This window comes from Leifsonia naganoensis, assembly GCF_013410615.1.
Lineage (GTDB): Bacteria > Actinomycetota > Actinomycetes > Actinomycetales > Microbacteriaceae > Leifsonia > Leifsonia aquatica.
This window is the reverse complement of record NZ_JACCHJ010000001.1, coordinates 172,904-193,106: the sequence shown is the minus strand read 5'-3', so window position 1 is coordinate 193,106 and position 20,203 is coordinate 172,904. Positions and strand designations below refer to the sequence as shown.

Annotated in this window: 24 protein-coding genes; 14 read left to right on the top strand and 10 right to left on the bottom strand. The window is 71.6% G+C overall.

Features of this window, described 5'->3' with window-relative positions:
- Window position 1: 1 nt before the first annotated feature.
- Window positions 2-280, bottom strand: a complete 279-nt coding sequence (locus tag HNR14_RS00925; RefSeq protein ID WP_021764665.1) for a metal-sensitive transcriptional regulator — start codon at window positions 278-280, stop codon at window positions 2-4.
- A gap of 59 nt (window positions 281-339) precedes the next feature.
- Here HNR14_RS00925 and HNR14_RS00920 point away from each other — a divergent pair, with 59 nt between their 5' ends.
- The 5 genes from HNR14_RS00920 (at window position 340) to HNR14_RS00900 (ending at window position 6,074) form a co-directional block, all read left to right on the top strand.
- Complete coding sequence (locus HNR14_RS00920; RefSeq protein ID WP_021764666.1) at window positions 340-564, top strand: heavy-metal-associated domain-containing protein; 225 nt, start codon at window positions 340-342, stop codon at window positions 562-564.
- Window positions 561-2,717 carry a heavy metal translocating P-type ATPase gene (locus tag HNR14_RS00915; protein WP_343064380.1) on the top strand — a complete coding sequence of 719 codons (2,157 nt, stop codon included), beginning with the start codon at window positions 561-563 and terminating at the stop codon, window positions 2,715-2,717. Before HNR14_RS00920 ends, HNR14_RS00915 begins: the two co-directional genes overlap by 4 nt.
- A gap of 170 nt (window positions 2,718-2,887) precedes the next feature.
- Window positions 2,888-3,316, top strand: coding sequence for an RbsD/FucU domain-containing protein (locus tag HNR14_RS00910; protein ID WP_039923475.1), 429 nt, complete (start codon window positions 2,888-2,890; stop codon window positions 3,314-3,316).
- Between the two features lie 77 nt (window positions 3,317-3,393).
- Entirely contained in the window at window positions 3,394-3,741 is a 348-nt protein-coding gene (locus HNR14_RS00905) for a DUF6804 family protein (RefSeq protein WP_179699406.1), read from the top strand.
- Window positions 3,742-3,911: 170 nt separating this feature from the next.
- Window positions 3,912-6,074 (top strand): DEAD/DEAH box helicase, encoded by a 2,163-nt coding sequence (locus tag HNR14_RS00900; protein WP_179699405.1) that lies wholly within the window; start codon window positions 3,912-3,914, stop codon window positions 6,072-6,074.
- Window positions 6,075-6,155: 81 nt separating this feature from the next.
- Here the strand turns inward: HNR14_RS00900 and HNR14_RS00895 are convergent, their stop codons facing one another.
- Together HNR14_RS00895 and HNR14_RS00890 are read right to left on the bottom strand one after the other, a co-directional pair.
- Window positions 6,156-6,341, bottom strand: a complete 186-nt coding sequence (locus tag HNR14_RS00895) for a hypothetical protein (RefSeq protein WP_179699404.1) — start codon at window positions 6,339-6,341, stop codon at window positions 6,156-6,158.
- A 42-nt stretch (window positions 6,342-6,383) separates the two neighbouring features.
- Entirely contained in the window at window positions 6,384-6,782 is a 399-nt protein-coding gene (locus HNR14_RS00890; RefSeq protein WP_179699403.1) for a DUF3224 domain-containing protein, read from the bottom strand.
- Window positions 6,783-6,858: 76 nt separating this feature from the next.
- Between HNR14_RS00890 and HNR14_RS00885 the strand changes: the two genes are divergently transcribed.
- From HNR14_RS00885 to HNR14_RS00870, 4 genes are all read left to right on the top strand, one after another.
- Window positions 6,859-7,488 carry a CYTH domain-containing protein gene (locus HNR14_RS00885; protein ID WP_179699402.1) on the top strand — a complete coding sequence of 210 codons (630 nt, stop codon included), beginning with the start codon at window positions 6,859-6,861 and terminating at the stop codon, window positions 7,486-7,488.
- 137 nt (window positions 7,489-7,625) lie between these two features.
- Window positions 7,626-8,654 carry a 6-phosphofructokinase gene (locus HNR14_RS00880; protein WP_021758361.1) on the top strand — a complete coding sequence of 343 codons (1,029 nt, stop codon included), beginning with the start codon at window positions 7,626-7,628 and terminating at the stop codon, window positions 8,652-8,654.
- 80 nt (window positions 8,655-8,734) lie between these two features.
- Window positions 8,735-9,658: an NADP-dependent oxidoreductase gene (locus HNR14_RS00875; protein WP_179699401.1), complete on the top strand. Its 924-nt coding sequence runs from the start codon at window positions 8,735-8,737 to the stop codon at window positions 9,656-9,658.
- A gap of 9 nt (window positions 9,659-9,667) precedes the next feature.
- Window positions 9,668-10,075: a cupin domain-containing protein gene (locus HNR14_RS00870; RefSeq protein WP_021765152.1), complete on the top strand. Its 408-nt coding sequence runs from the start codon at window positions 9,668-9,670 to the stop codon at window positions 10,073-10,075.
- A gap of 15 nt (window positions 10,076-10,090) precedes the next feature.
- Here the strand turns inward: HNR14_RS00870 and HNR14_RS00865 are convergent, their stop codons facing one another.
- Window positions 10,091-10,489, bottom strand: a complete 399-nt coding sequence (locus HNR14_RS00865; protein ID WP_179699400.1) for a DUF5997 family protein — start codon at window positions 10,487-10,489, stop codon at window positions 10,091-10,093.
- A gap of 33 nt (window positions 10,490-10,522) precedes the next feature.
- On the opposite strand from HNR14_RS00865, the gene HNR14_RS00860 reads away from it, so the two are divergent.
- From HNR14_RS00860 to HNR14_RS00850, 3 genes are all read left to right on the top strand, one after another.
- Window positions 10,523-11,221: a LysR family transcriptional regulator substrate-binding protein gene (locus tag HNR14_RS00860; RefSeq protein ID WP_179699399.1), complete on the top strand. Its 699-nt coding sequence runs from the start codon at window positions 10,523-10,525 to the stop codon at window positions 11,219-11,221.
- Window positions 11,222-11,237: 16 nt separating this feature from the next.
- Complete coding sequence (locus tag HNR14_RS00855; RefSeq protein ID WP_179699398.1) at window positions 11,238-12,521, top strand: alpha-hydroxy-acid oxidizing protein; 1,284 nt, start codon at window positions 11,238-11,240, stop codon at window positions 12,519-12,521.
- 133 nt (window positions 12,522-12,654) lie between these two features.
- Entirely contained in the window at window positions 12,655-12,876 is a 222-nt protein-coding gene (locus tag HNR14_RS00850; protein WP_179699397.1) for a PLDc N-terminal domain-containing protein, read from the top strand.
- Window positions 12,877-12,910: 34 nt separating this feature from the next.
- On the opposite strand, the gene HNR14_RS00845 is transcribed toward HNR14_RS00850, so the two are convergent.
- From HNR14_RS00845 to HNR14_RS00835, 3 genes are read right to left on the bottom strand one after another with little or no spacing between them, the layout of a single operon-like run.
- On the bottom strand, window positions 12,911-13,318 hold the full coding sequence (locus HNR14_RS00845) for a DUF1622 domain-containing protein (protein ID WP_021764349.1): 408 nt from the start codon (window positions 13,316-13,318) through the stop codon (window positions 12,911-12,913).
- 29 nt (window positions 13,319-13,347) lie between these two features.
- Window positions 13,348-15,351 carry an APC family permease gene (locus HNR14_RS00840; RefSeq protein ID WP_179699396.1) on the bottom strand — a complete coding sequence of 668 codons (2,004 nt, stop codon included), beginning with the start codon at window positions 15,349-15,351 and terminating at the stop codon, window positions 13,348-13,350.
- 42 nt (window positions 15,352-15,393) lie between these two features.
- Window positions 15,394-16,914: an SDR family NAD(P)-dependent oxidoreductase gene (locus tag HNR14_RS00835; protein ID WP_179699395.1), complete on the bottom strand. Its 1,521-nt coding sequence runs from the start codon at window positions 16,912-16,914 to the stop codon at window positions 15,394-15,396.
- 82 nt (window positions 16,915-16,996) lie between these two features.
- On the opposite strand from HNR14_RS00835, the gene HNR14_RS00830 reads away from it, so the two are divergent.
- The gene (locus HNR14_RS00830) at window positions 16,997-17,332 is read left to right on the top strand and encodes a hypothetical protein (RefSeq protein ID WP_179699394.1); all 336 of its coding nucleotides are present in this window, start codon (window positions 16,997-16,999) and stop codon (window positions 17,330-17,332) included.
- 42 nt (window positions 17,333-17,374) lie between these two features.
- Here the strand turns inward: HNR14_RS00830 and HNR14_RS00825 are convergent, their stop codons facing one another.
- Genes HNR14_RS00825 through HNR14_RS00815 form a run of 3 tightly spaced genes read right to left on the bottom strand, consistent with a single transcriptional unit; the run spans window position 17,375 to window position 19,007 of the window.
- The gene (locus HNR14_RS00825) at window positions 17,375-17,665 is read right to left on the bottom strand and encodes a DUF6510 family protein (RefSeq protein ID WP_179699393.1); all 291 of its coding nucleotides are present in this window, start codon (window positions 17,663-17,665) and stop codon (window positions 17,375-17,377) included.
- Window positions 17,662-18,417 (bottom strand): ferredoxin reductase, encoded by a 756-nt coding sequence (locus HNR14_RS00820; protein ID WP_343064379.1) that lies wholly within the window; start codon window positions 18,415-18,417, stop codon window positions 17,662-17,664. The genes HNR14_RS00825 and HNR14_RS00820 overlap by 4 nt, the downstream gene beginning before the upstream one ends.
- Window positions 18,414-19,007 (bottom strand): sulfite oxidase-like oxidoreductase, encoded by a 594-nt coding sequence (locus HNR14_RS00815; RefSeq protein WP_179699391.1) that lies wholly within the window; start codon window positions 19,005-19,007, stop codon window positions 18,414-18,416. The genes HNR14_RS00820 and HNR14_RS00815 overlap by 4 nt, the downstream gene beginning before the upstream one ends.
- A gap of 62 nt (window positions 19,008-19,069) precedes the next feature.
- Between HNR14_RS00815 and HNR14_RS00810 the strand changes: the two genes are divergently transcribed.
- Entirely contained in the window at window positions 19,070-20,200 is a 1,131-nt protein-coding gene (locus HNR14_RS00810; RefSeq protein WP_179699390.1) for a ThiF family adenylyltransferase, read from the top strand.
- The last annotated feature ends 3 nt before the right edge of the window (window positions 20,201-20,203 follow it).

Here is a 20,203-nt window from a genome sequence, read left to right as displayed (position 1 = left end):
CTCAGCCCCGGTTGTTCGAGAGCTCGTAGACCTTCAGCAGCTCGAGGATCGCGTCGTCGCGCTGGCTGCCGCCCTCCTCGAACATCTCGGACACGTGGGTCCGGAGGTGGTTCTCGACCAGCAGCTTGTTGAGGGAGCCGAGCGACTTCTGGATGGCGAGGGACTGCGTGATGATGTCGACGCAGTAGTCCTCGTTCTCGATCATCTTCTCGAGGCCCCGCAATTGGCCTTCCAGGATGCGCGTGCGGTGGAGGGCACGCTTCTTGATGTCCGCGATCACCCCTCCAGGATACCCCGCATCCCATATACCCCTATGGGGTATGTGCTACGGTGGTGGACATGGAAACGACCTACGACATCCTCGGCATGACCTGTGCACACTGCGCGCGGGCCGTCACAGACGAACTCTCGACCCTCGACGGGGTCGAACGCGTCGAGGTGGATGTGGCCGCCGGCCGGGCCACGGTCGCCCACACCCAGCCGCTCGGCGATGACGCGGTCCGCGCCGCCGTCGAGGAGGCGGGCTACACCCTCGGCCGCCCCGACCGGCTCCCCCTGCTGTGACGGCCGTCGAGAGCCTCGCCCGGGTCGACCTGGCGATCGAGGGGATGACCTGCGCGAGCTGCGTGGCGCGCGTCGAGAAGCGGCTGGGCCGCGTGGAAGGCGTGACCGCGACGGTCAACCTCGCCACCGAGCGCGCCAGCGCCCTCGTCCCCGCGGATCTCGATGTCGCGGCCCTGGTCGCCGAGGTCGAGAAGGCCGGATACGGTGCCCGCCTGCTCCACGATGAGCGGGACGCCTCCGCCGGCTCCGGCCCCGACGACGCGGGGGAGGCCCGGGACGGCCGCCGCCTTGTGCCGCGGATGCTCGTGAGCGCCGCGCTCAGCGTGCCGATCGTCCTGATCGCGATGATCGAGCCCCTGCACTTCCCGGGCTGGGAGTGGGTCTCGCTGCTGCTGGCCACGCCCGTGGTCCTCTGGGGCGGCTGGCCGTTCCACCGGTCCGCCGCCGTGAATCTGCGACACGGCGCGACGACGATGGACACGCTCGTCTCGCTCGGCACCCTCGCGGCCTATGTCTGGTCGCTCGCCGTGCTCCTGCTCGGTGCGGGCGGTCACGTCTACTTCGAGGTCGCCGCCGTCGTGACGACCTTCCTGCTGCTCGGCCGCTACGCGGAGGCCCGCTCGCGTCGCCGGGCGGGGGAGGCGCTGCGCGGGCTGGCGCAGGCGTCGGCGCGGGAGGTCTCCGTGCTCGACGAGTCCGGGAGCGAGCGCCGTCTCCCGGTCGCTCTGCTGTCGGCCGGAGACCGCTTCGTGGTGCGGCCTGGCGAGCGGATCGCCGCCGACGGCGAGGTGCTCGAGGGGGAGGCCGCGGTCGACGCGTCCGCGATGACCGGCGAGTCCGTGCCGGTCGAGGTGTCCGCGGGCGACGACGTCACGGCCGGGACGGTCGCCGCGGGAGGCATGCTCGTGGTGCGGGCGGTGCGCGTCGGCGCCGACACCCGCGTCTCCCGGCTCGCCGCCCTGGTCGAGCAGGCCCAGCTCGGCAAGACCCGCGCACAGCGCTCCGCCGACCGGGTGTCGTCGGTGTTCGTGCCGATCGTGATCGGGCTCGCCGTGCTGACGTTCGCGGTGTGGTGGTTCGTCACCGGCGATGCGGCCGCGGCCGTCTCCCCGGCGGTGGCGGTGCTGATCGTCGCCTGCCCGTGCGCCCTCGGCCTCGCGACCCCGACCGCCCTGCTCGTGGGCACCGGTCGCGCCGCCCAGCGCGGCATCCTGATCTCCGGACCGGAGGCCCTCGAACGCGCCGGACGCATCGACACGGTCGTCTTCGACAAGACCGGCACGCTGACCACCGGCCGCATGTCCGTCGCGCGGACCGTCGTCGTGCCGGACGCGTCCCTCGATGAGGTCCTGCGGCTGGCGTCCGCGGCGGAGCGCGGCTCCGAGCATCCCCTCGGCCGGGCGATCGCGGAGGCCGCTCCGTCCGATGCCGTCGTCGCGGGGTTCCGCGCCGTGGCAGGATTCGGCGTCACTGCGGTCGTGGAAGGCCGGGAGGTCGTGGTCGCACGAGCGGCCGACGGACTGCCCCCTCTCCTGCAGGACGCCGTCGGCGAGATCCGCGCCGCCGGGGCGACGGCGGTCGCCGTGTCGATCGACGGCGCGCCGATGGCCGTGCTCGCCGTGAGCGACCCACTCCGGGCGGACGCGGCGGACGCCGTCGAGCGTGTGCGCGCGCTCGGCGCCGAGCCCGTCGTCTTGAGCGGCGATCACGAGGCGACCGTGCGGGCGACCGTGGCGGGCCTCGGCGCCGTGCGCGCCGTCGGCGGTGTGGCGCCGGAGGGCAAAGCGGCGGAGATCACCCGCTTGCAGGCCGGCGGCCGCGCAGTCGCGATGGTCGGCGACGGCGTGAACGACGCCGCCGCGCTCGCGACGGCCGATCTCGGCATCGCGCTGGGCACCGGCTCCGACATCGCCATCGAGGCGGCCGACCTCACCCTGCTCCGACCCGAGCCGAGTCTGGTGGCGGACGCCCTGCGGCTCTCGCGCCGGATGCTCGCGGTGATCCGCGGCAACCTGTTCTGGGCCTTCGCCTACAACGTGGCCGCCCTCCCGATCGCCGCCCTCGGCCTCCTCGACCCGATGATCGCGGGAGCGGCGATGGCGTTCTCGAGCGTGTTCGTGGTGCTGAACAGTCTGCGGTTGCGGCGGTTCTGAACCCCGGCCGCGCAGAGCGGATCGATAGCAGGTGCGAAACCGCGGAATCGGGATGTCGCACGGCGCGTCCACCCGGTCTCCCCTTAAAGGGGGGTAGGGGAGGACATACAAGCGGGTCTATCCTCAGCGCAGGGGTTGAGAAATATTCGTTTTGCAGGAAAGGCCCGACTTTGCTGAAGAACCTCAGCCCGCTGCTGTCCGGTGCACTCTTGAGCGCACTGGATTCGATGAACGACGGCGAGACGCTTACCCTCGTCGGCAGCGGCTATCCAGAGAACACGATCACCGCGCCCATCGTCCGCCTCGAGGACGACACCACCACCGAGGACGCCGCCCAAGCGATCCTCAGTGTGTTCCCGCTCGACAACATCCACCCGTCCCCGATCGCATTCCTCGACCTGACAGGAGAGTCCTACGACGTCCCCGACGTCGCCTTCGCCGTGAACGGCATCGCCTCCGATGCCGAGCTGCGGCGCGTCCCGATGGAGCGTCTGGGCCTCGAGGAGTTCCTCGAGCAGGCCCGTTCGTCCTCCGTGGTCGTCCGCGTCGGCTCCGACGCCCCGCCGTGCGCCTTCCTGTTCCGCAGGGGAGCGCTCTGACGGGTTAGCCGCTCCCGGCGGCATCCGCTCCTCGAGGAGGTCTCGTCTCGAGAGCGGGTGCCGCTAGGGTGGTGGGGATGTCCACACCCCGCACTCCGCAGCCGCCGGCCTTCAATCGCGCGGCGCTCGCGCCCGGAATCATCGGCGCGATGGTGCTCCTCGCCGGCCTCGCCCTGATCGGCGGCCCCTGGTACCTCTACGTCCAGTACGCGGTCGCCATCCTCGCGCTGATCATGTGCGTCTTCGCCGGTCAGGCCAAGCAGTGGTGGTGGCTCGTCGGTCTCGTCCCGATCGCCGTCGTCTGGAACCCGGTCTGGCCGATCACGATCGACGACACGATCCTGCGCGCCCTGCACGTCATCGCGGCCGTCTTCCTGGTCTGTGCGGCGACGCTCATCAAGATCCCGGCCGACACTCGTCGCTGAACGGCCCCGCATCCGGTAAAATGGATGTGCGCGGCGATTCCTGTGCCGCGCTCCCGGCGTCCCCGACGCCCGGTCGGGGCCACTCGGTCCTCCGATCGGAGGTCGCGCCGGCCCTCACGCCTTAGGCGCCGTGCCCTCGGACAGCGCGCGGCGCACCTTCATGGAGGACCATGTCTCGTTCCGGTCAGCGCACCAGCTCGTCGCGCCCGCAGCAGCAGCGCCGGAACCGGCACGCCAACAACGACGGACTCATCCCGGTCCTCGCCCGCAAGGTGCGCGAGGTCGAGGCGAAGGCCGCGGACGGCAAGAAGCTCGGCCCCACGAACCGCACCAAGTTCCAGGTGATCGCGTTCCTCATGCGCGAGGAGCGCGCCAGGGCCAAGGCCGACAGCGAGCTGAGCGACGCCGCGCGCGCGGAGCAGCTGAAGCGCCTCGACGGCATCGCGACGATCCTCGCGAAGACCGCGGCACGCGACACCTCCCTGATCTCGCTGCTCGAGAGCGAGGCCCCGCCGACCGCCACCGCCCAGAAGATGCGGCGCGACTGGCTGCTCGAGTCGGGCACCGAGCTCAGCCCCGACGACCTCATCATCACCATCGAGCGCCCCGCTGCCAAGACCGACAGCGTCATCCCGCCGGAGCTCGCGGAGAAGCAGGTCGTTCCGCAGTCGGTGAAGGCGCGCCAGCTGTCCAACCCGTTCCTCGCCCCCGACTTCTCGCGCCTCACGCCGGCACAGCCGACGCCGCGTCGCCGGCTCGACTCGTGGGAGCTGCTCGGGCCGCTCTTCAAGTCGTTCGAGTACGGTGCGGGCGGCCAGGCGGCGAGCATGGACCTCCCGCCGGCTCCCGCGATCGACCGCTACTCGCCTCCCGGGCTGGAGCTCATGCACCACCAGGCCCGCTTCGTGGAGAGCGTCCGCCAGGGCCACCGCACGTTCCTCCTCGCCGACGAGCCCGGCCTCGGCAAGACGGCCCAGTCGGTCCTCGCCGCCTCCGTCGCCGGGGCGTACCCGCTGCTCGCCGTCGTGCCGAACGTCGTGAAGATGAACTGGGCGCGCGAGGTCGAGCGCTGGACGCCGCAGCGCCGCGCCACGGTCATCCACGGCGACGGGGAGGGCCTCGACGCCTTCGCCGACGTCGTCATCGTCAACTACGAGGTGCTCGACCGCCACCTCTCCTGGCTGAGCACGCTCGGTTTCAAGGGCATGGTCGTCGACGAGGCGCACTTCATCAAGAACCTGCACTCGCAGCGCTCCCGCCTCGTCCTGGGACTGGCCGACGCCATCCGGTCGAACACGCCGGACCCGCTGCTGCTCGCCCTCACGGGCACGCCGCTCATCAACGACATCGACGACTTCCGCGCCATCTGGCAGCTGCTCGGCTGGATCGACGGCAGCAAGCCGACCGCGCAGCTCATGGAGCGCCTCGAGGAGACAGGACTCACCCCGGCCGAGTTCGGCTTCTACGCCGCCGCGCGCGAGGCCGTCATCGACATGGGCATCGTGCGCCGTCGCAAGCTCGACGTCGCCGCAGACCTGCCCAGCCGCCGTGTCGTCGACCTGCCGGTCGAGCTCGACGGCGACCTCGGCCGCTCCATCCGCCAGGCCGAGAAGGAGCTCGCCGACCGCCTCGTCGCCCGCTTCCACCGCGCCGCAGCCGCAGGCCGGCCGGACACCTTCGACGGCGACGACGAGGCGCACCGCCGCCACCTCATCCGGCTGGTCGCCCAGTCGGAGCTCGAGGAGTCGAAGTCGGCCAAGACCGGCGACAACGTCTTCACCATGGTCCGCAAGATCGGCCAGGCGAAGGCCGGCCTCGCCGCCGACTACACCGCGCAGCTCGCACGCTCGGTCGGCAAGGTCGTGTTCTTCGCCAAGCACATCGACGTGATGGACCAGGCGGAGGAGGCGTTCGCAGCCCGCGAGCTGAAGACCATCTCCATCCGCGGCGACCAGAGCGCGCTGTCGCGGCAGAAGGAGATCGACGCCTTCAACAACGACCCGGACGTCTCTGTCGCGGTCTGCTCGCTCACCGCGGCGGGGGTCGGCCTCAACCTCCAGGCCGCGTCGAACGTCGTCCTGGCGGAGCTGTCCTGGACCGCCGCGGAGCAGACGCAGGCCATCGACCGCGTGCACCGCATCGGTCAGGAGGAGCCGGTCACCGCGTGGCGCATCATCGCCGCCCAGACCATCGACTCCAAGATCGCCGAGCTCATCGACGCCAAGCAGGGCCTCGCGGCCCGCGCCCTCGACGGCAGCGACGTCGAGGCGGGATCGGCCGACTCGGTGCAGCTGGACGCGCTCATCCACCTGCTCACGGACGCACTCGACTAGGCGCGGCGTCGGCACATTCGTGCCGAATGTGGGGTATCGCGCGCGCTATCTCGACATTCCGCACGAATGTGCCGGGCGGCGTCAGGCGATGCCGGCGTCGTCCGGGTCGAGTGGCACGGGCCGATCGTCGTCCGGGAGGATGCGGTCGGTCTCCTCGTCGTCCGTCACGGGGACGTCGTCGGCATCGTGGAGCACAGGATCGGGCTCGTAATCGCCCTCCTGCGACTCCCGGAACTCGTCCAGATCCTCGTCGCGTCGGTCGCTCATGACACCGAGGGTACCGCTCGCGCCGGGCGGGGTCGAGGGTGCTCAGCCCGCGAGCGAGAGCACGAAGAACGGGCCGCGCTCGTCATGCAGGATGCGCGCCTCGCCCCGGAACGCGGCGAAGTCCCCGGTGCCGGTGCCCGGGACGATGTACCCGAAGGCCGAGGGGTCGTCGGGATGCTGCAGCGCCCCGTGGTGCACCGTGAAGGAGCCGTTCCGGCCGTCAGGCAACGTGCCCGTGACGCGCTCGGCGGCGAGGTAGCCGCGGCCGCCCTCCTCCGTCCCCGACGACACGAAGTGCGCGACGGACTCGCCGAACAGCCCCTCCGTGTAGCGCTTGCGCATGACGATGGCGCCGACCCAGTCGCCGTCGAGACCGGCGAGCGGCTCCGGGTCCCAGCCGGTGACCTCGAATCGGGCGGTGATCGTCTCCGTGGTGTCCATGCCCCGAGCCTAAGCACTGCGCTCCCCGGCGCTCTTGTGATTTCGCGACACGGCCGAAGTGGGCTAGACAGGGGGCATGGAGCACCAGAGCCAGGTCGAGATCGAGCGCAAGTACGACGTCGCTGAGGACACCGTTCCGCCCGACCTCGTCGGCGTCGGTGCGGTCGCGGTCGTGGCGGAGCCCGAGACGGCGGAGCTCGTCGCCACCTACTACGACACGGGCGACCTGACCCTCGCCCGCAACCGCATCGCCGTGCGCGCCCGCCGCGGCGGTGCGGACGAAGGCTGGCACGTCAAGCTCGCGCCCGGCGACGAGGGGCGCGTCGAACTCCACTGGCCGCTCGGGGACGGTGAGCGCGAGCCTCAGGAGCTGCGCGACGCGGTGGCCGACGCCCTCGGGTCGGTGCTGGGGGACGAGCAGCTCGTCCCGATCGCCCGCATCGTGAACACGCGGGTGACGACCGTGCTGCGGGATGCGGCCGGCTTCGACCTCGCCGAGCTCTGCGACGACCACGTGCGCGGCGAGAACCTGCGCAGCGGCGGCCGCGACGAGTGGCGCGAGTGGGAGGTCGAGCTCCTGAGTGGGGCGCCCGACACGCGGTCGGGCCGCACCGCCCTGCTCGACGGCGTCGAGGAGCGGCTGCTGGAGGCCGGCGCACGGCCGTCGGCGAGCGGCTCGAAGCTGCAGCACGTGCTCGAACTCTGACCCGCGCAGTGGACGGAGCGGTCCACGTGCGCGCGATACCTCACGGTCCCCCCGAAGTCCAGTGCGCTTTTGTGCTGCGGCGGGAGGTCGGGCATGATGCCTAGGGGCGTTACAGAAACGGCGAGAGACGGAGCACCATGAAGATCGGCATCCTCACCAGCGGCGGCGACTGTCCCGGACTCAACGCGGTCATCCGCGGCGCGGTCCTGAAGGGCGACCGCGTGCACGGCTCGGAGTTCGCCGGCTTCCGCTACGGCTGGCGCGGCGTCGTCGACGGCGACATCATGCCGCTCGACCGCCACAGCGTCCGCGGCCTCTCGCGCCAGGGCGGCACCATCCTCGGCTCCAGCCGCACGAACCCGTTCGAGGGCGAGAACGGCGGCCCCGAGAACATCCAGCGGATGATGGACGAGAACGGCATCGACGCGATCATCGCGATCGGCGGCGAGGGCACGCTCACCGCGGCCCGCCGCCTCACCGACGCCGGCCTGAAGATCGTCGGCGTCCCGAAGACCATCGACAACGACCTCGCGGCCACCGACTACTCGTTCGGCTTCGACACCGCGGTCGAGATCGCCACCGAAGCGATCGACCGCCTCCGCACCACGGCGGAGTCGCACCAGCGCTGCATGGTCGTGGAGGTCATGGGCCGCCACGTCGGCTGGATCGCGCTGCACTCCGGCATGGCGGGCGGCGCGCACGCCATCCTCATCCCGGAGCGGCCGCAGTCCATCGAGCAGGTCGTCGAGTGGGTGGAGTCGGTGCGCGACCGCGGCCGCGCCCCCGTGCTCGTCGTCTCCGAGGGCTTCCACCTCGACACGATGGAGGAGGCGCACTCGCACAAGGGCCTCGACGCGTTCAACCGCCCCCGCCTCGGCGGCATCGGCGAGATGCTCGCGCCGATGATCGAGGAGCGCACCGGCATCGAGTCGCGCGCGACGGTCCTGGGCCACATGCAGCGCGGCGGCGTCCCGAGCGCCTACGACCGCGTGCTCGCGACGCGCCTCGGCATGGCCGCGGTCGACGCGGTCTACGAGGGCCGCTGGGGCTCCATGGTGTCCCTGCGCGGCACGGACGTCGTCAACGTCTCGATCGCCGACGCGACCGGCGGACTCAAGACCGTTCCCGACGCGCGCTACGAAGAGGCCGCCCTGCTGTTCGGCTGAGTCGCCTCCCGGGCGACGGGCACTTCTGGCGCACGGGTGGCGGGTCTAGGCTCCCTCCTACGAGAGTGAAGGGATGCCGTATGCCCAGATTCGTCCAGTTCGAGGAGTTCGGCTCGCGCGATTTCCTGCAGGTGGTGGAACGCGAGCGACCGTGGCCCGGGCCGGGTCAGCTGCTCGTGCGGGTGATGGCGGCGGGGCTCAACCCGATGGACTACAAGGCCTATCGCGACGAGCGGTCGGCCGGGCGGATGGGCGTCACGCTCCCGAGCGGCATCGGTCAGGACTTCGCCGGGTACGTCGAGGACGTCGGCGAAGGCGTGACCCGGTTCGCGGCCGGTGACGCCGTGTTCGGCACGGCTCCGTTCGCCGCGGTCGCGGACTTCGTCGTCGTCTCGGAGGAGGGCCAGGTCGTCGCCAAGCCCGAGCCGCTGACCTTCGAGGTCGCCGGCTCGCTCGGCGTCGTCGGACGCACCGCCATGGCGACCACGCGCTCCCTCGGCCTCGGCGAGCACGACACCGTGCTGGTGAGCGCCGCGGCGGGCGGCGTCGGCGTGCTCGCCGCCCAGCTCGCCGTGCGGGCGGGGGCGACCGTCGTCGGGACGGCGGGGGAGGAGAACCACGAGTTCCTCGAGACGCTCGGCGTCATCCCCGTGACCTACGGCGACGGCCTCGCCGAACGGGTGCGCGATCTCCTGGACGGCGACCGCGTCACCGCCGCGCTCGACAACCACGGCGGCGGGACCATCGAGGCTGCGCTCGAGCTCGGGGTGCCCGTCGAACGGATCAACACGATCGCCGTCTTCGGCCCTGACGCGCACGGGGCGCAGAACGTCGGCGGCGCCTCCGCCGGCAACGACGAGCTGGCCGAGCTGGCGTCCCTCCTGGCCGAGAATGAGCTCGTCCTCCCCATCGACTCCATCTACCCGATCGAGCGGACGGGCGAGGCGTACGGGCGGCTGGAGGCCGGGCACCTGCGCGGCAAGATCGTCGTCGTGACGGACTGAGGGGTGGGGATGATCGACGACGACACCGCACGGCTGCTGCGGCAGGCGGGGCTGCGCTGGCAGCCGCAGTCCGGCGACACCTTCGCCATCGACCGGCCCGGGATGGCCGGCGAGCGCTTCACCGTCAGCGAGATGACGATCGAACCGCACCACTTCGAGAGCGGCACCATCCTCGGCTTCAACGGCACGACGGAATGGGCGCTCGACTCGCTGGCGGTGGAGGACGCCCTCTGGATCCCGCGCGAGGACCAGCTGCGCGAGCTGCTGGGCGGCTCGTTCCGGCACCTGGCGCGCACGGCCGACGGCTACCGCGTGACGACGGTGCTGGGCGGGGCCGAGCGGATGTTCGAGCACGACGACCCGGCGACCGCGTACGCGCAAGCGCTGCTCGCCCTCATCGGGGCGTCGATCGACTAGGGGAGGTCGCCGGCCTCAGGAGTCGGAGCGACGGGCGGCGCGCTCGGCGTCGCGGGCCTTGACCCGCGCGTTCTCGGCGCGCACGGCGGCCAGCGTCGCACGCTCGGTGACGAGCCACTCCGGCGGGTCGGCCAGTAGCGCCTTGATCTCGGCGGTGGTGAGCGCCTCGTCGACGCCGCCGCGGGCGAGACCGGAGTTGGAGACGCCGAGCTTGCGGGCGACCTCGTCGCGCGGGTGCGGCCCCTCGGCGCGCAGGGTCTGCAGCCACGCCGGCGGCTCGGCGTTCAGCGCGTCGAACTCGGTGCGGCTGATCTCGCGCTCGCGGAACTCGGCGGGGGCGGCGGGCAGGTAGATGCCGAGCTTCTTGGCGGCGGTGGCCGCCTTCATGGTCTGGGGTCGCTTCTCGGCACTCATGGGTTCCAGGTTACCGTTCGGTACGCTCGGGGGATGACCTCCCGATTCGCCCTGTCGTTCCCGCGGGGCGTCGCCGTCGGCAAGTGGACCCGCGAGTTCGAGCGACGGCACCCGCACGTCGAGCTCGTCGTGGCCCCCAGCGCCGATCCGGTGTCCGCCTTGACGGCGGGGGAGGCCGATATGGCATTCGCCCGCGACGCCGAGTCCGACGATGCGCGGCACCTCATCCCGCTGTACGCGGAGGACGTCGTGCTCGTCATGCATCACGAGCATCTGCTCACCCTCGAGAAGAAGCTGCACCTCGCCGATCTGGAGGGCGAGCCGCGCGTCGAGGGGGAGCCGTCGGACGCGCTGATGCGCCGCATCGCGGAGGGCGAGGGCATCGCCCTGTGGCCGGCTTCCGTCGCCAAGGCGCTGCGCCGCAAGGACGTCGTCGCCGTGCGGCTGGAGGACGGCGAGCAGAGCAGCATCGGCCTGACCTGGCCGCGGGACGGGCAGCATCCCCTCGTCGACGAGTTCATCGGCATCGTGCGCGGACGTACCGCGCACAGCTCGCGCAATCCGGAGGTCGCCGCGGAGCAGGCGGCCACGGGCAAGCGGGCCGGGAAATCGGCGTCGGGCACGGGTGCGGCAAGCAAGGGCGGTGCCGGCACGAGCGGCGCAGGCAAGGCCCGGCCACGGACCACCGGAAAGTCCGCGCCGCGGGCCGCGCGGGGCCGCAAGCGCCGCTGAGGGGCAGAATGGCGGCATGGCAGCCAGTGCGGGCCGCGACGCCCAGTCCGAGATCTACCGTGCGGGAGTGAGCGGGAGCAGACCGCGCGTCCCGGTCGGTCCCGTTGCCCTGGAGCGCGCGGCGCAACGGCGGATGTCGCGGGCGGCGTTCGCCTATGTCGCGGGTTCGGCGGGGGCCGAGCGCACCGCGCAGGCGAACCTCGACGCCTTCCGAGCGCGCCGGATCGTGCCGCGGGTGCTGCGGGACGTCGCCGATCGCGACCTCGGGGTGGAGCTCTTCGGCGTGCGCCGCCCGACCCCGCTGCTGCTCGCCCCGATCGGCGTGCTCCAGCTCGCGCGGCGCGGAGGCGACGCCCTCGCGGCACGGGCGGCCGCCTCCCTCGGCATCCCCGCCGTGCTCTCCAACCAGGCGTCGGCTCCGATGGAGGAGGTCGCCGCGGCCATGGACGCCGCGCATCCGGGCGCGGCCCGCTGGTTCCAGCTCTACTGGAGCTCGTCGCGCGACCTGGTCGCGAGCCTCGTCGAACGCGCCGAGCGCAGCGGGTGCGAGGCGATCGTCGTCACTCTCGACACCCACGTGCTCGGCTGGCGCCCGCGCGATCTCGATCTCGGCTATCTGCCGTTCAGCCGCGGGCTGGGGATCGCGCAGTACACCAGCGACCCGGTGTTCCGGCGGCTCGTAGCGGAGCGCGTCGCCGCGGGCGGGGAGCGGGAGCCCACCCGGGTGACACCGGCAGCGATCGCGGCGTTCGCGAGCATCCTGCGCCACCATCCCGGCGGACTGCGCGCGAACCTCCGGTCGCCGGAGCCGTTGGCGGCCGTCGAGACCTTCCTGGACGTCTTCGCCGACCCGTCCCTGAGCTGGGACGATCTCGCCTTCCTGCGCGAGCGCACGCGGCTGCCGATCGTGCTGAAGGGCATCCTGCATCCCGACGACGCGCGGCGTGCGGTGGACGCCGGGGTGGATGCCGTTCAGGTGTCGAACCATGGCGGCCGTCAGATCGACGGGGAGGTCGCGGCCCTCGATGCGCTCCCGGGAGTCGTGGAGGCCGTCGGCGGCAGCCTGCCCGTCCTATTCGACAGCGGCGTGCGCGGCGGCGCGGACGTCGTGATCGCGCTGGCCCTCGGAGCACGCGCCGTCGCGATCGGGCGCCCGTACGTCTACGCGCTCGCGCTCGCCGGAGAGGCGGGCGTGCGCGAGCTGCTCCGCAACGTGATCGCCGAGCTGGACATCACCCTGGGGCTGGCGGGGGTGCGATCGCTGGGGGAGTTGGGCGAGGAGGTGCTGGAGGGCCGATGATCGACGTCCGAAGGCCCGACCGCTCGGGCGGACGGCCGGGGCGGGTGGTGCTCGATCGCATCTGAAGTATCATGCACGCAACGCAGAGTATCTGCTGCTAGTGTGCAGACTACATTTCGTCGAAGGAGCTGAGATGGAAACCCTGGGCCTGATTCTCGCCGCTCTCGCCGGTGCGCTTTATCTCGCCGCTCTCGTGTACGCGGTGATGCGGATCATCTGCACGGACCAGCTCACCCGGATCGAGCGGTTCGTGTGGATTTTCGCCGTCATCGCATTCCCTCTCGCCGGACCGATCGTCTGGTTCCTGCTGGGCCCGCATCCGCTGGGCCTGCGCGCGCCGCAGATCAAGCGCTGAGACCCGTCCCGCGACCCGGCAGTCGCCGGCGCACTCAGCTGGTGGCGGGAGGCTCACCGGCGCGGCGGGCGGCCTGCGCCAGCACCTGCGGCCCGGTGACGAGCGCGCGCTTCCAGGGCGCGACGCCGTCGATCTCGACCTGGAGCGAGAAGCTCAGGATGGTCCGGATCAGCACGATGATGCCGAGCACGACGGCGTCGGTCAGGGTGGGGCTGGAGGTCACCGTCTTGACCAGGTCGGCCGCGACGAGGATCTCGAGCCCGAGCAGGATCACCCCGCCGAACGTCTCCCGCAGCGTGCGGAACGCGACGGTCCCGCTGCGGTGGCGGCGCCAGGCGACGAGAGAGATCACGACCGCGACGACGAAGCCGAGCGCCATCGCCAGCACACCGGCGAACTCGAAGGCGACGCCGATGGCCTCGAAGAACGCGTGTCCGCTCATGCGGTCATGGTGCCACAGGGCGGCGCGGATCAGGAGACGTGGACGGCCGGTCGCCGTTTCACATCCTTCTCGGCCTCGCGCAGCACCTCGCGCGTGACCGGGGCGACCTCGCCGACGCCGGTGATGAGGAAGCGGAACATGTTCGAGATCGGGTTGCCCTCTGTCCACTCGAAGTAGATCGTCGGCACGATGCCGGTGATGTCACGGATCTCGAGCAGCACGGCCGCGATCGTGTTCGGGACGTTGCCGCTCTTGACCTGCAGCACGCGGTAGCCGTGCTTCACGACGCCGTGGACCACCAGATCCTCCTCGAAGTCGGAGGAGTCGGAACGGAGCACCTCGAGGAAGATCGTGCGGGCACGCTGCGGGATGTGGCTGAACTTGCGCTCGTCCTTGTTCTTCTGCGCGTACTCCGTCGTCGTGTCGACGTCGGGCTCGTGCGAGATGATGCGGATCTCGCCCTCCTCCGCGTCCTCCAGCACGAAGTCGAGGGCCGTGACGTCGAGCGTCACGGAGGTGGCCCGCAGCTCGAACGACCGGCCGATGCGCGAGACGATCGAGACGACGAGGATGCCGAGGATGAACAGCGTGGCTATGCGCAGGCCGTCCGGGCGCTCGATGACGTTGACGATCGTCGTGTAGACGAAGATCGCGGTGATGATGCCGAAGAGCACGAACCGGCGCGGCTGCTTCTTGCGCCGCGCCGAGAGGGCCACCGCCAAGGAGGCCGAGGTGATGAGCACCAGCACGCCGGTCGCGTACGCGCCGCCCTGGGCGTCGACGTTGGCCTGGAAGACGAGGGTGATCAGGAACGCGATCGCGGTGAAGACGAGGACGAGGGGTCGCACCGCGCGCGCCCACTGCGGCGCCATCCCGTAGCGCGGCAGGTACCGCGGCACGAGATTGAGCAGTCCCGCCATCGCGGACGCGCCGGCGAACCACAGGATGAGGATGGTGCTGATGTCGTAGACCGTGCCGAACACGTTGCCGAGGTACTCGTGCGCGAGGTACGCGAGGGCGCGGCCGTTCGCCGAGCCGCCCGCCTGGAACTCCTTCTGCGGGATGAGCAGTGTCGTGGTGAAGCTCGACGTGATGAGGAAGACGCTCATGATGATCGCAGCGGTCGTCAGGAGCCGGTGGGCGCCGCGGATCCGTCCGACCGGGTAGGCGGGGTCGTCGTCGGGCTTGCCCTTGATCTGCGGCATCACGGCGACACCGGTCTCGAAGCCGGAAAGACCCAGGGCGAGCTTCGGGAAGACGAGCAGGGCGACGCCGACGATCATCAGCGGGTTGCCGTTCTGCCGGAACAGCATCCCCCACCAGTCGGAGATCGCGGTGGGGTGGTGGAACACCTCGACGATGGAGGTGCCGACGACGATGACGTTGAGCGCGAGGTACACCGCCACCAGCACGACGGCGATCCCGATGGCCTCCCGGAACCCGCGGAGGAACACGGCCCCGAGCAGGGCGAGCAGCACGAGCGTGATGATGACGTTCTGCCCGTGGAACCAGTCGGGGGCGAACGGGTTCTCGATCGCGTGCGCCGTCGCGTCCGCCGCCGACAGCGTGATCGTGATCATGAAGTCGGTGGCGGCGAAGCCGAGGAGCACGAGCACGAACAGCTTGCCCGCCCACCAGGGGAGCAGCCGTTCCAGCATCGCGATCGACCCGGAGCCGCGGAAGCTCTCCCGGGCGACCCGGCGATAGACGGGCAGGGCGCCGAGCAGCGTCAGCGCCACGAGCACGAGGGTCGCGAACGGCGAGATCAGCCCGGCCGCGAGGGCCGCGATCGCCGGCTGGTAGCCGAGGGTGGAGAAGTAGTCGACGCCGGTGAGGCACATGACCTGCCACCACGAGTGCGTGCGCTCGGGATTGCGGCCGTGCGGTCCCTGCTGGGTTCCGCGCTCGTCGACGAGCCCCGAGAGCAGCCAGTGCCGGAAGCGGCCCGCCTTGGATCCCGCGGCCCGGCCAGGGTGCGTCTGGCCGGGGACAGGGACGGGCGCGGGTGCGCCGTCCGCCGGTGTGGTCGACATCGTCGCTCCTCGTGCTGGGCCTACGACCTCACACTAGTTCGCTCACCACGCCGACGCGCGGTAGTCCTTGAGGAACACTCCGTAGACGTCCTCGCCGGCCTCGCCGCGCACGACCGGGTCGTAGACGCGGGCGGCGCCGTCGACGAGGTCGAGCGGGGCGTGGAAGCCCTCCTCGGCGAGGCGCACCTTCGTGTAGTGCGGGCGCTCGTCGGTGATCCAGCCGGTGTCGACGCTCGTCATCAGGATGTTGTCGGTCTCGAACATCTCGCCCGCGCTGGTGCGCGTGAGCATGTTGAGCGCCGCCTTCGCCATGTTGGTGTGCGGGTGCCCGGGGCCCTTGTATCGGCGGCCGAACACGCCCTCCATCGCCGAGACGTTGACGACGTACGCCCGACCCGACTCCGTCGCCGCGAGGGAGGGGCGCAGACGGTCGATCAGGATGAACGGCGCGGTCGTGTTGCAGAGCTGCACCTCCAGCAGCTCGAGCGGGTCCACGTCGCCGATCGCCTGGGTCCAGCTGTTGACGGTCTTCACGTCCGGCACGAGGCCGCCCGCATCGATGGCGGTGCCGTCGGCGTGCTTGGCCAGCGACGACGACCCCGGCGCCATCGCGAGCGTCGCCAGGTCGTGCGCGGTGATGCCGCCCTGACCGCCGAGCTCCGCGATCGTGCCGGCGATCGTCGTGCGCGAGAGCAGCGGGTGGGCCGCGACCGAGGCCTCCAGGGCCTGGGGGTGCGGGTCGGCGGTGTGGCCGAAGGTCTCCATCTCAGGCAGGGGGCCGTCGGGCAGCGGCTGCGACTCGGCCTCCGCCAGCAGCGAGTACGAGCCGGGGGAGCGGCGCACCGTCTGGGCGGCGTTGTTGATGAGGATGTCGAGGGGGCCCTGCGCCGCGACCGAGTCGGCCAGCGCGATCACCTGGGACGGGTCGCGCAGGTCGATGCCGACTACTCGCAGCCGGTGCAGCCACTCGCCGGCGTCGGGCAGCTGCGAGAAGCGGCGCACGGCGTCGCGCGGGAAGCGCGTGGTGATGGTCAGGTGCGCGCCGTCGCGCAGCAGCCGCAGCGCGATGTGCATGCCGATCTTGGCGCGGCCGCCCGTGAGCAGGGCGCGCTTGCCGCGCAGGTCGGTGCGCGCGTTGCGCTTGGCGTGGCTGAACGCGGCGCAAGAGGGGCAGAGCTGGTGGTAGAACCAGTCGACCTCGGTGTAGTCCTGCTTGCAGATGTAGCAGGCGCGCGCCTTGAGCAGAGTGCCTGCGGTGGTGGAGGGCGTGGTGCCGGAGGTCAGCTCACGACCGCGGGTCTCGTCGTCGATCCGGTCGGGGGCGCCGGTCGCGGTGGCCGCGACGACGGCGCGGTCGGCCTCGGCGACGGCATCGCGCAGCTCGCGGCGACGCGCCTGCTTGACGGCCTTGAACATGTGGCCGGTGGCCTGGCGGACGGCCACGAAGTCGGGGTGCTCGCGGTCGAACTCGTGGAGGCTCCCGAGCACGCGCAGCGTGATCTCCAGGTCGGCGGGATCGATGCCGACGGCGGGGGAGTCGGAGGGAGGGGTCGTGGATGGCACCGGAGAATTCTACGGTGCCCTCCTGCACAGTCCCTGCCTGCGCCGGGGCCCGGATGCTAGCCTTCCGAAAAGGGGGTGCACGATGAGTGTGCTGATGCAGGAGTTCGAGCAGGCGCGACGCCGCCGCTCACGTTTCGGTCTGCTGGTCGCGGGGGCGATCGTGGCCGGTGTCGGAGCCTGGCTGACCGGGCCGTACGGGGTCGTCCTCGTGGTCGCCGGTGAGCCGATCGGCTGGGCGCTCGCCGCCTTCGGGCTCGTGCTGCTCGCGGGCTGCGTCGTGGCTATCGTGGCAGCGGCTCGCACCCGGGCCGTGCCGGCGAGCCTTCCTGGCAAGGCCAATCCGGGGTTCGACGAGCCGCGACCGTCGGAGAACCCGAGGGGCGGCTACTCGATGTCGGGCTCGTACCTCGGTTCGTAGGAGCGGGACGCCGACTGCGGCGGTGGGCGGCTGACCTCCTCGTCAGATCCGCACCTGCAGCCAGGCGAGGCCGCTGAGGTCGAGGCACACGGAGTCCTCCATCTCGGTCGCCCGGGCGAGCACCTCGCCGCAGACGGCGCACCGCAGGACCATCCCGTTGCCGTGCGGATAGAGTCGCGCGGCGGCGACGACGTTCTCGTCGCCGCAGTGGGCGCAGCGACCGCGGGCCGCCGTGACGTCGACGGCGAAGATCTCGGAGAGCAGGCCGGCGGCGGCATTGCCGTCGAGATAGCCGGGCTCGGCGGGGTCGGCCTGCTCGTTCTGGTCGGTCATGAGGCACCTCCGATGCCGCCGTAGCGCTCGGTGCGGATGCGCTCGGGCGCGTGACCGGCGTCCACCAGCCAGCCCGACACCGTCTCGACGAAGGGCGTCGCCCCGCACAGATAGAACGTGGGCGACTCGGCCGCGGGCACCACGGCGGCGGAGAGCGCTTCCGCCGTCAGACGGCCGGGCGGCGTCGCGGCACCGGCCGGCGCGGTGCGGGTGTAGACGTAGTCGACGGAGAGCGGCGCTGCGGCGTCCCGGCTCAGGTGCTCCAGCTCGTCGCGATAGAAGCCCGACTCCGGCGTGCGCACCGAGTAGAGCAGCCGGAACGGTGCCGCGCTTCCGGAGGCGGCGTGCGCCCGCGCCATCGACATGAGCGGCACGACCCCCGAGCCGCCGGCGATGAGCTGCACGGGCCCGGTGTCGGTCGGGCGCCAGACGAACCAGCCGCCGACCGGGCCGCGCACCTCGAGCTGTCCTCCGACCATCAGCCCGTGGACGAGGTAGGGGGAGACCTCGCCGTCGGGGAGCTCCTCCACCGTCAGTTCCAGCTCATCCTCCGCCACGCCGTTCGCGCCGGTCGCCGAGGCGATCGAGTAGGAGCGCACGGCCTGGTAGCCGTCGGGAGCCGTCAGCCGCACATCCACGTGCTGACCGGCGAGGTGCCCGTGGAGGCCCGGGATGCGCAGGCGGATGGTGCGCGCGGACGGTGTCTCGGCCCGCACGTCCACGACGTCGGCCACGCGCCAGACGGTGCTCACCAGTAGCGCTGCTCTTTCCAGGGGTCGCCGTACATGTTGTAGCCGTTCTGCTCCCAGAACCCGGGCTGGTCCTGCGGCAGCATCTGCAGCCCGCTGACCCATTTGGCGCTCTTCCAGAAGTACAGGTGGGGCACGAGCAGGCGGGCGGGGCCGCCGTGCTCGGGAGCGAGGTCCTCCCCGTCGAAGCTGTGCGCGACCCACGCCTTGCCGTCGAGCAGGTCGGCGAGCGGGACGTTCGTGGTGTAGCCGCCGTAGGAGTGCGCCATCGTGTACTCGAAGGTCGTGTCGACCTCCGCGAACAGGGTGTCGAGGGCGACTCCCCGCCACGACGTCCCGAGTTTCGACCAGCTGGTGACGCAGTGGATGTCGGTGCTCACGTCCTCTTGCGGGAGGGCGAGGAACTCGCTCCAGCTCCACCGGCGGACGTCGCCGGTCTCGTTGGTGATCGTGAACGCCCAGTCCTCTTTCGAGATGCGGGGCGTGGGACCGGCCGACAGCACGGGGAACCCGTCCGTGGCGTACTGGCCGGGCGGAACGCGCGGGTCGTCGGTTCTGCGACGTCCCAGGAATCCGGAGGAGACGATGCCCATGCGCGAAGCATATTGCGCGGGGCCGCGGGACACGAGACCCCGCGGCATGGTTGGCTGTGCGTATGGCCCTCCCGCCGCTCGTCGAACCCGCACCGGCGCTCCCCGCGGAGCGCGAGGCGCGATACGCCCGCACCGCACGCCTCCCTGGCTTCGGGATGCTCGCGCAGCGCCGGCTGCACGCGGCGCGCGTGCTGGTGGTGGGCGCGGGCGGGCTCGGCTCCGCCGTCCTGCCGCTGCTCGCGTCCGCCGGGTTCGGCACCATCGGGATCGTGGACGACGACCGGGTCGAGCCGAGCAACCTGCCGCGCCAGACCGTCCACACGCCCGCCGATGTCGGCCGCCTCAAGACGGAGTCGGCGGCCGAGGCGGTGCGCGCCCTCGATCCCGAGACCGACGTCCGGGTGTTCGCCGAGCGGCTGACCGCGGACAACGCCCGGGGAATCCTCGCCGGGTTTGACCTCGTGCTCGACGGCAGCGACAACTTCCCCACCCGGTACCTCGTGAACGACGCCGCCTTGCTCGCCGGCCTGCCGGTCGTCTGGGGCGCCGTGCACCAGGCCGGCGGCCAGGCGGGGCTCAGCTGGGCGGCCCACGGGCCGCACTACCGCGATCTGTTCCCCGTGCCGCCCGAGCCCGGCAGCATCCCGAGCTGCGCGGAGGCCGGCGCGCTGCCGAGCGTCTGCGGCACGATCGGCTCGCTGATGGTGAGCGAGGCGATCAAGCTCGTCACCGGCACGGGCGAGCCGCTGCTCGGCCGGGTGATCGTGCACGACGCGCTGCGGGGGACCTTCCGTGAGCTCGCGTACGATCGGGACCCGGCGGCCGACCCCGTCACCGAGCTGATCGACTACGACCTGTTCTGCGGGGTCACGGACACCGTCTCGGCGGCGGAGCTGCATGCCCGCCTGCTCGCCGGCGAACCGCACACCCTGCTGGACGTGCGCGAGCCGTGGGAGGCCGACGTCGCGGAGATCCCCGGCTCGCTGCTGGTGCCGCTCGGTGTGGTGCAACGGGACCCGGCGGGTGTCGCGGCGCGGCTCGGCGCCGACCCGCTCGTCATCGTCTGCCATCACGGTGTGCGCGCCGAGACGGCACGGCGCCTGCTGGCCGAGGCCGGCGCGCCCGGGCTCGTCCTGGCCGGCGGCATCGACGCGTGGTCGCGCGATATCGATCCGGCCATCCCGCGCTACTGACCG

What these genes read in the sequence shown, in the direction of transcription:
- HNR14_RS00920 (WP_021764666.1), top strand. Translation starts at nt 340, where the DNA reads ATGGAAACGACCTACGACATCCTCGGCATGACCTGTGCACACTGCGCG.
- HNR14_RS00905 (WP_179699406.1), top strand. Translation starts at nt 3,394, where the DNA reads ATGTCCACACCCCGCACTCCGCAGCCGCCGGCCTTCAATCGCGCGGCG.
- HNR14_RS00900 (WP_179699405.1), top strand. Translation starts at nt 3,912, where the DNA reads ATGTCTCGTTCCGGTCAGCGCACCAGCTCGTCGCGCCCGCAGCAGCAG.
- HNR14_RS00895 (WP_179699404.1), bottom strand. Translation starts at nt 6,341, where the DNA reads ATGAGCGACCGACGCGACGAGGATCTGGACGAGTTCCGGGAGTCGCAG.
- HNR14_RS00890 (WP_179699403.1), bottom strand. Translation starts at nt 6,782, where the DNA reads ATGGACACCACGGAGACGATCACCGCCCGATTCGAGGTCACCGGCTGG.
- HNR14_RS00885 (WP_179699402.1), top strand. Translation starts at nt 6,859, where the DNA reads ATGGAGCACCAGAGCCAGGTCGAGATCGAGCGCAAGTACGACGTCGCT.
- HNR14_RS00880 (WP_021758361.1), top strand. Translation starts at nt 7,626, where the DNA reads ATGAAGATCGGCATCCTCACCAGCGGCGGCGACTGTCCCGGACTCAAC.
- HNR14_RS00875 (WP_179699401.1), top strand. Translation starts at nt 8,735, where the DNA reads ATGCCCAGATTCGTCCAGTTCGAGGAGTTCGGCTCGCGCGATTTCCTG.
- HNR14_RS00870 (WP_021765152.1), top strand. Translation starts at nt 9,668, where the DNA reads ATGATCGACGACGACACCGCACGGCTGCTGCGGCAGGCGGGGCTGCGC.
- HNR14_RS00865 (WP_179699400.1), bottom strand. Translation starts at nt 10,489, where the DNA reads ATGAGTGCCGAGAAGCGACCCCAGACCATGAAGGCGGCCACCGCCGCC.
- HNR14_RS00860 (WP_179699399.1), top strand. Translation starts at nt 10,523, where the DNA reads ATGACCTCCCGATTCGCCCTGTCGTTCCCGCGGGGCGTCGCCGTCGGC.
- HNR14_RS00855 (WP_179699398.1), top strand. Translation starts at nt 11,238, where the DNA reads ATGGCAGCCAGTGCGGGCCGCGACGCCCAGTCCGAGATCTACCGTGCG.
- HNR14_RS00850 (WP_179699397.1), top strand. Translation starts at nt 12,655, where the DNA reads ATGGAAACCCTGGGCCTGATTCTCGCCGCTCTCGCCGGTGCGCTTTAT.
- HNR14_RS00845 (WP_021764349.1), bottom strand. Translation starts at nt 13,318, where the DNA reads ATGAGCGGACACGCGTTCTTCGAGGCCATCGGCGTCGCCTTCGAGTTC.
- HNR14_RS00840 (WP_179699396.1), bottom strand. Translation starts at nt 15,351, where the DNA reads ATGTCGACCACACCGGCGGACGGCGCACCCGCGCCCGTCCCTGTCCCC.
- HNR14_RS00830 (WP_179699394.1), top strand. Translation starts at nt 16,997, where the DNA reads ATGAGTGTGCTGATGCAGGAGTTCGAGCAGGCGCGACGCCGCCGCTCA.
- HNR14_RS00825 (WP_179699393.1), bottom strand. Translation starts at nt 17,665, where the DNA reads ATGACCGACCAGAACGAGCAGGCCGACCCCGCCGAGCCCGGCTATCTC.
- HNR14_RS00815 (WP_179699391.1), bottom strand. Translation starts at nt 19,007, where the DNA reads ATGGGCATCGTCTCCTCCGGATTCCTGGGACGTCGCAGAACCGACGAC.
- HNR14_RS00810 (WP_179699390.1), top strand. Translation starts at nt 19,070, where the DNA reads ATGGCCCTCCCGCCGCTCGTCGAACCCGCACCGGCGCTCCCCGCGGAG.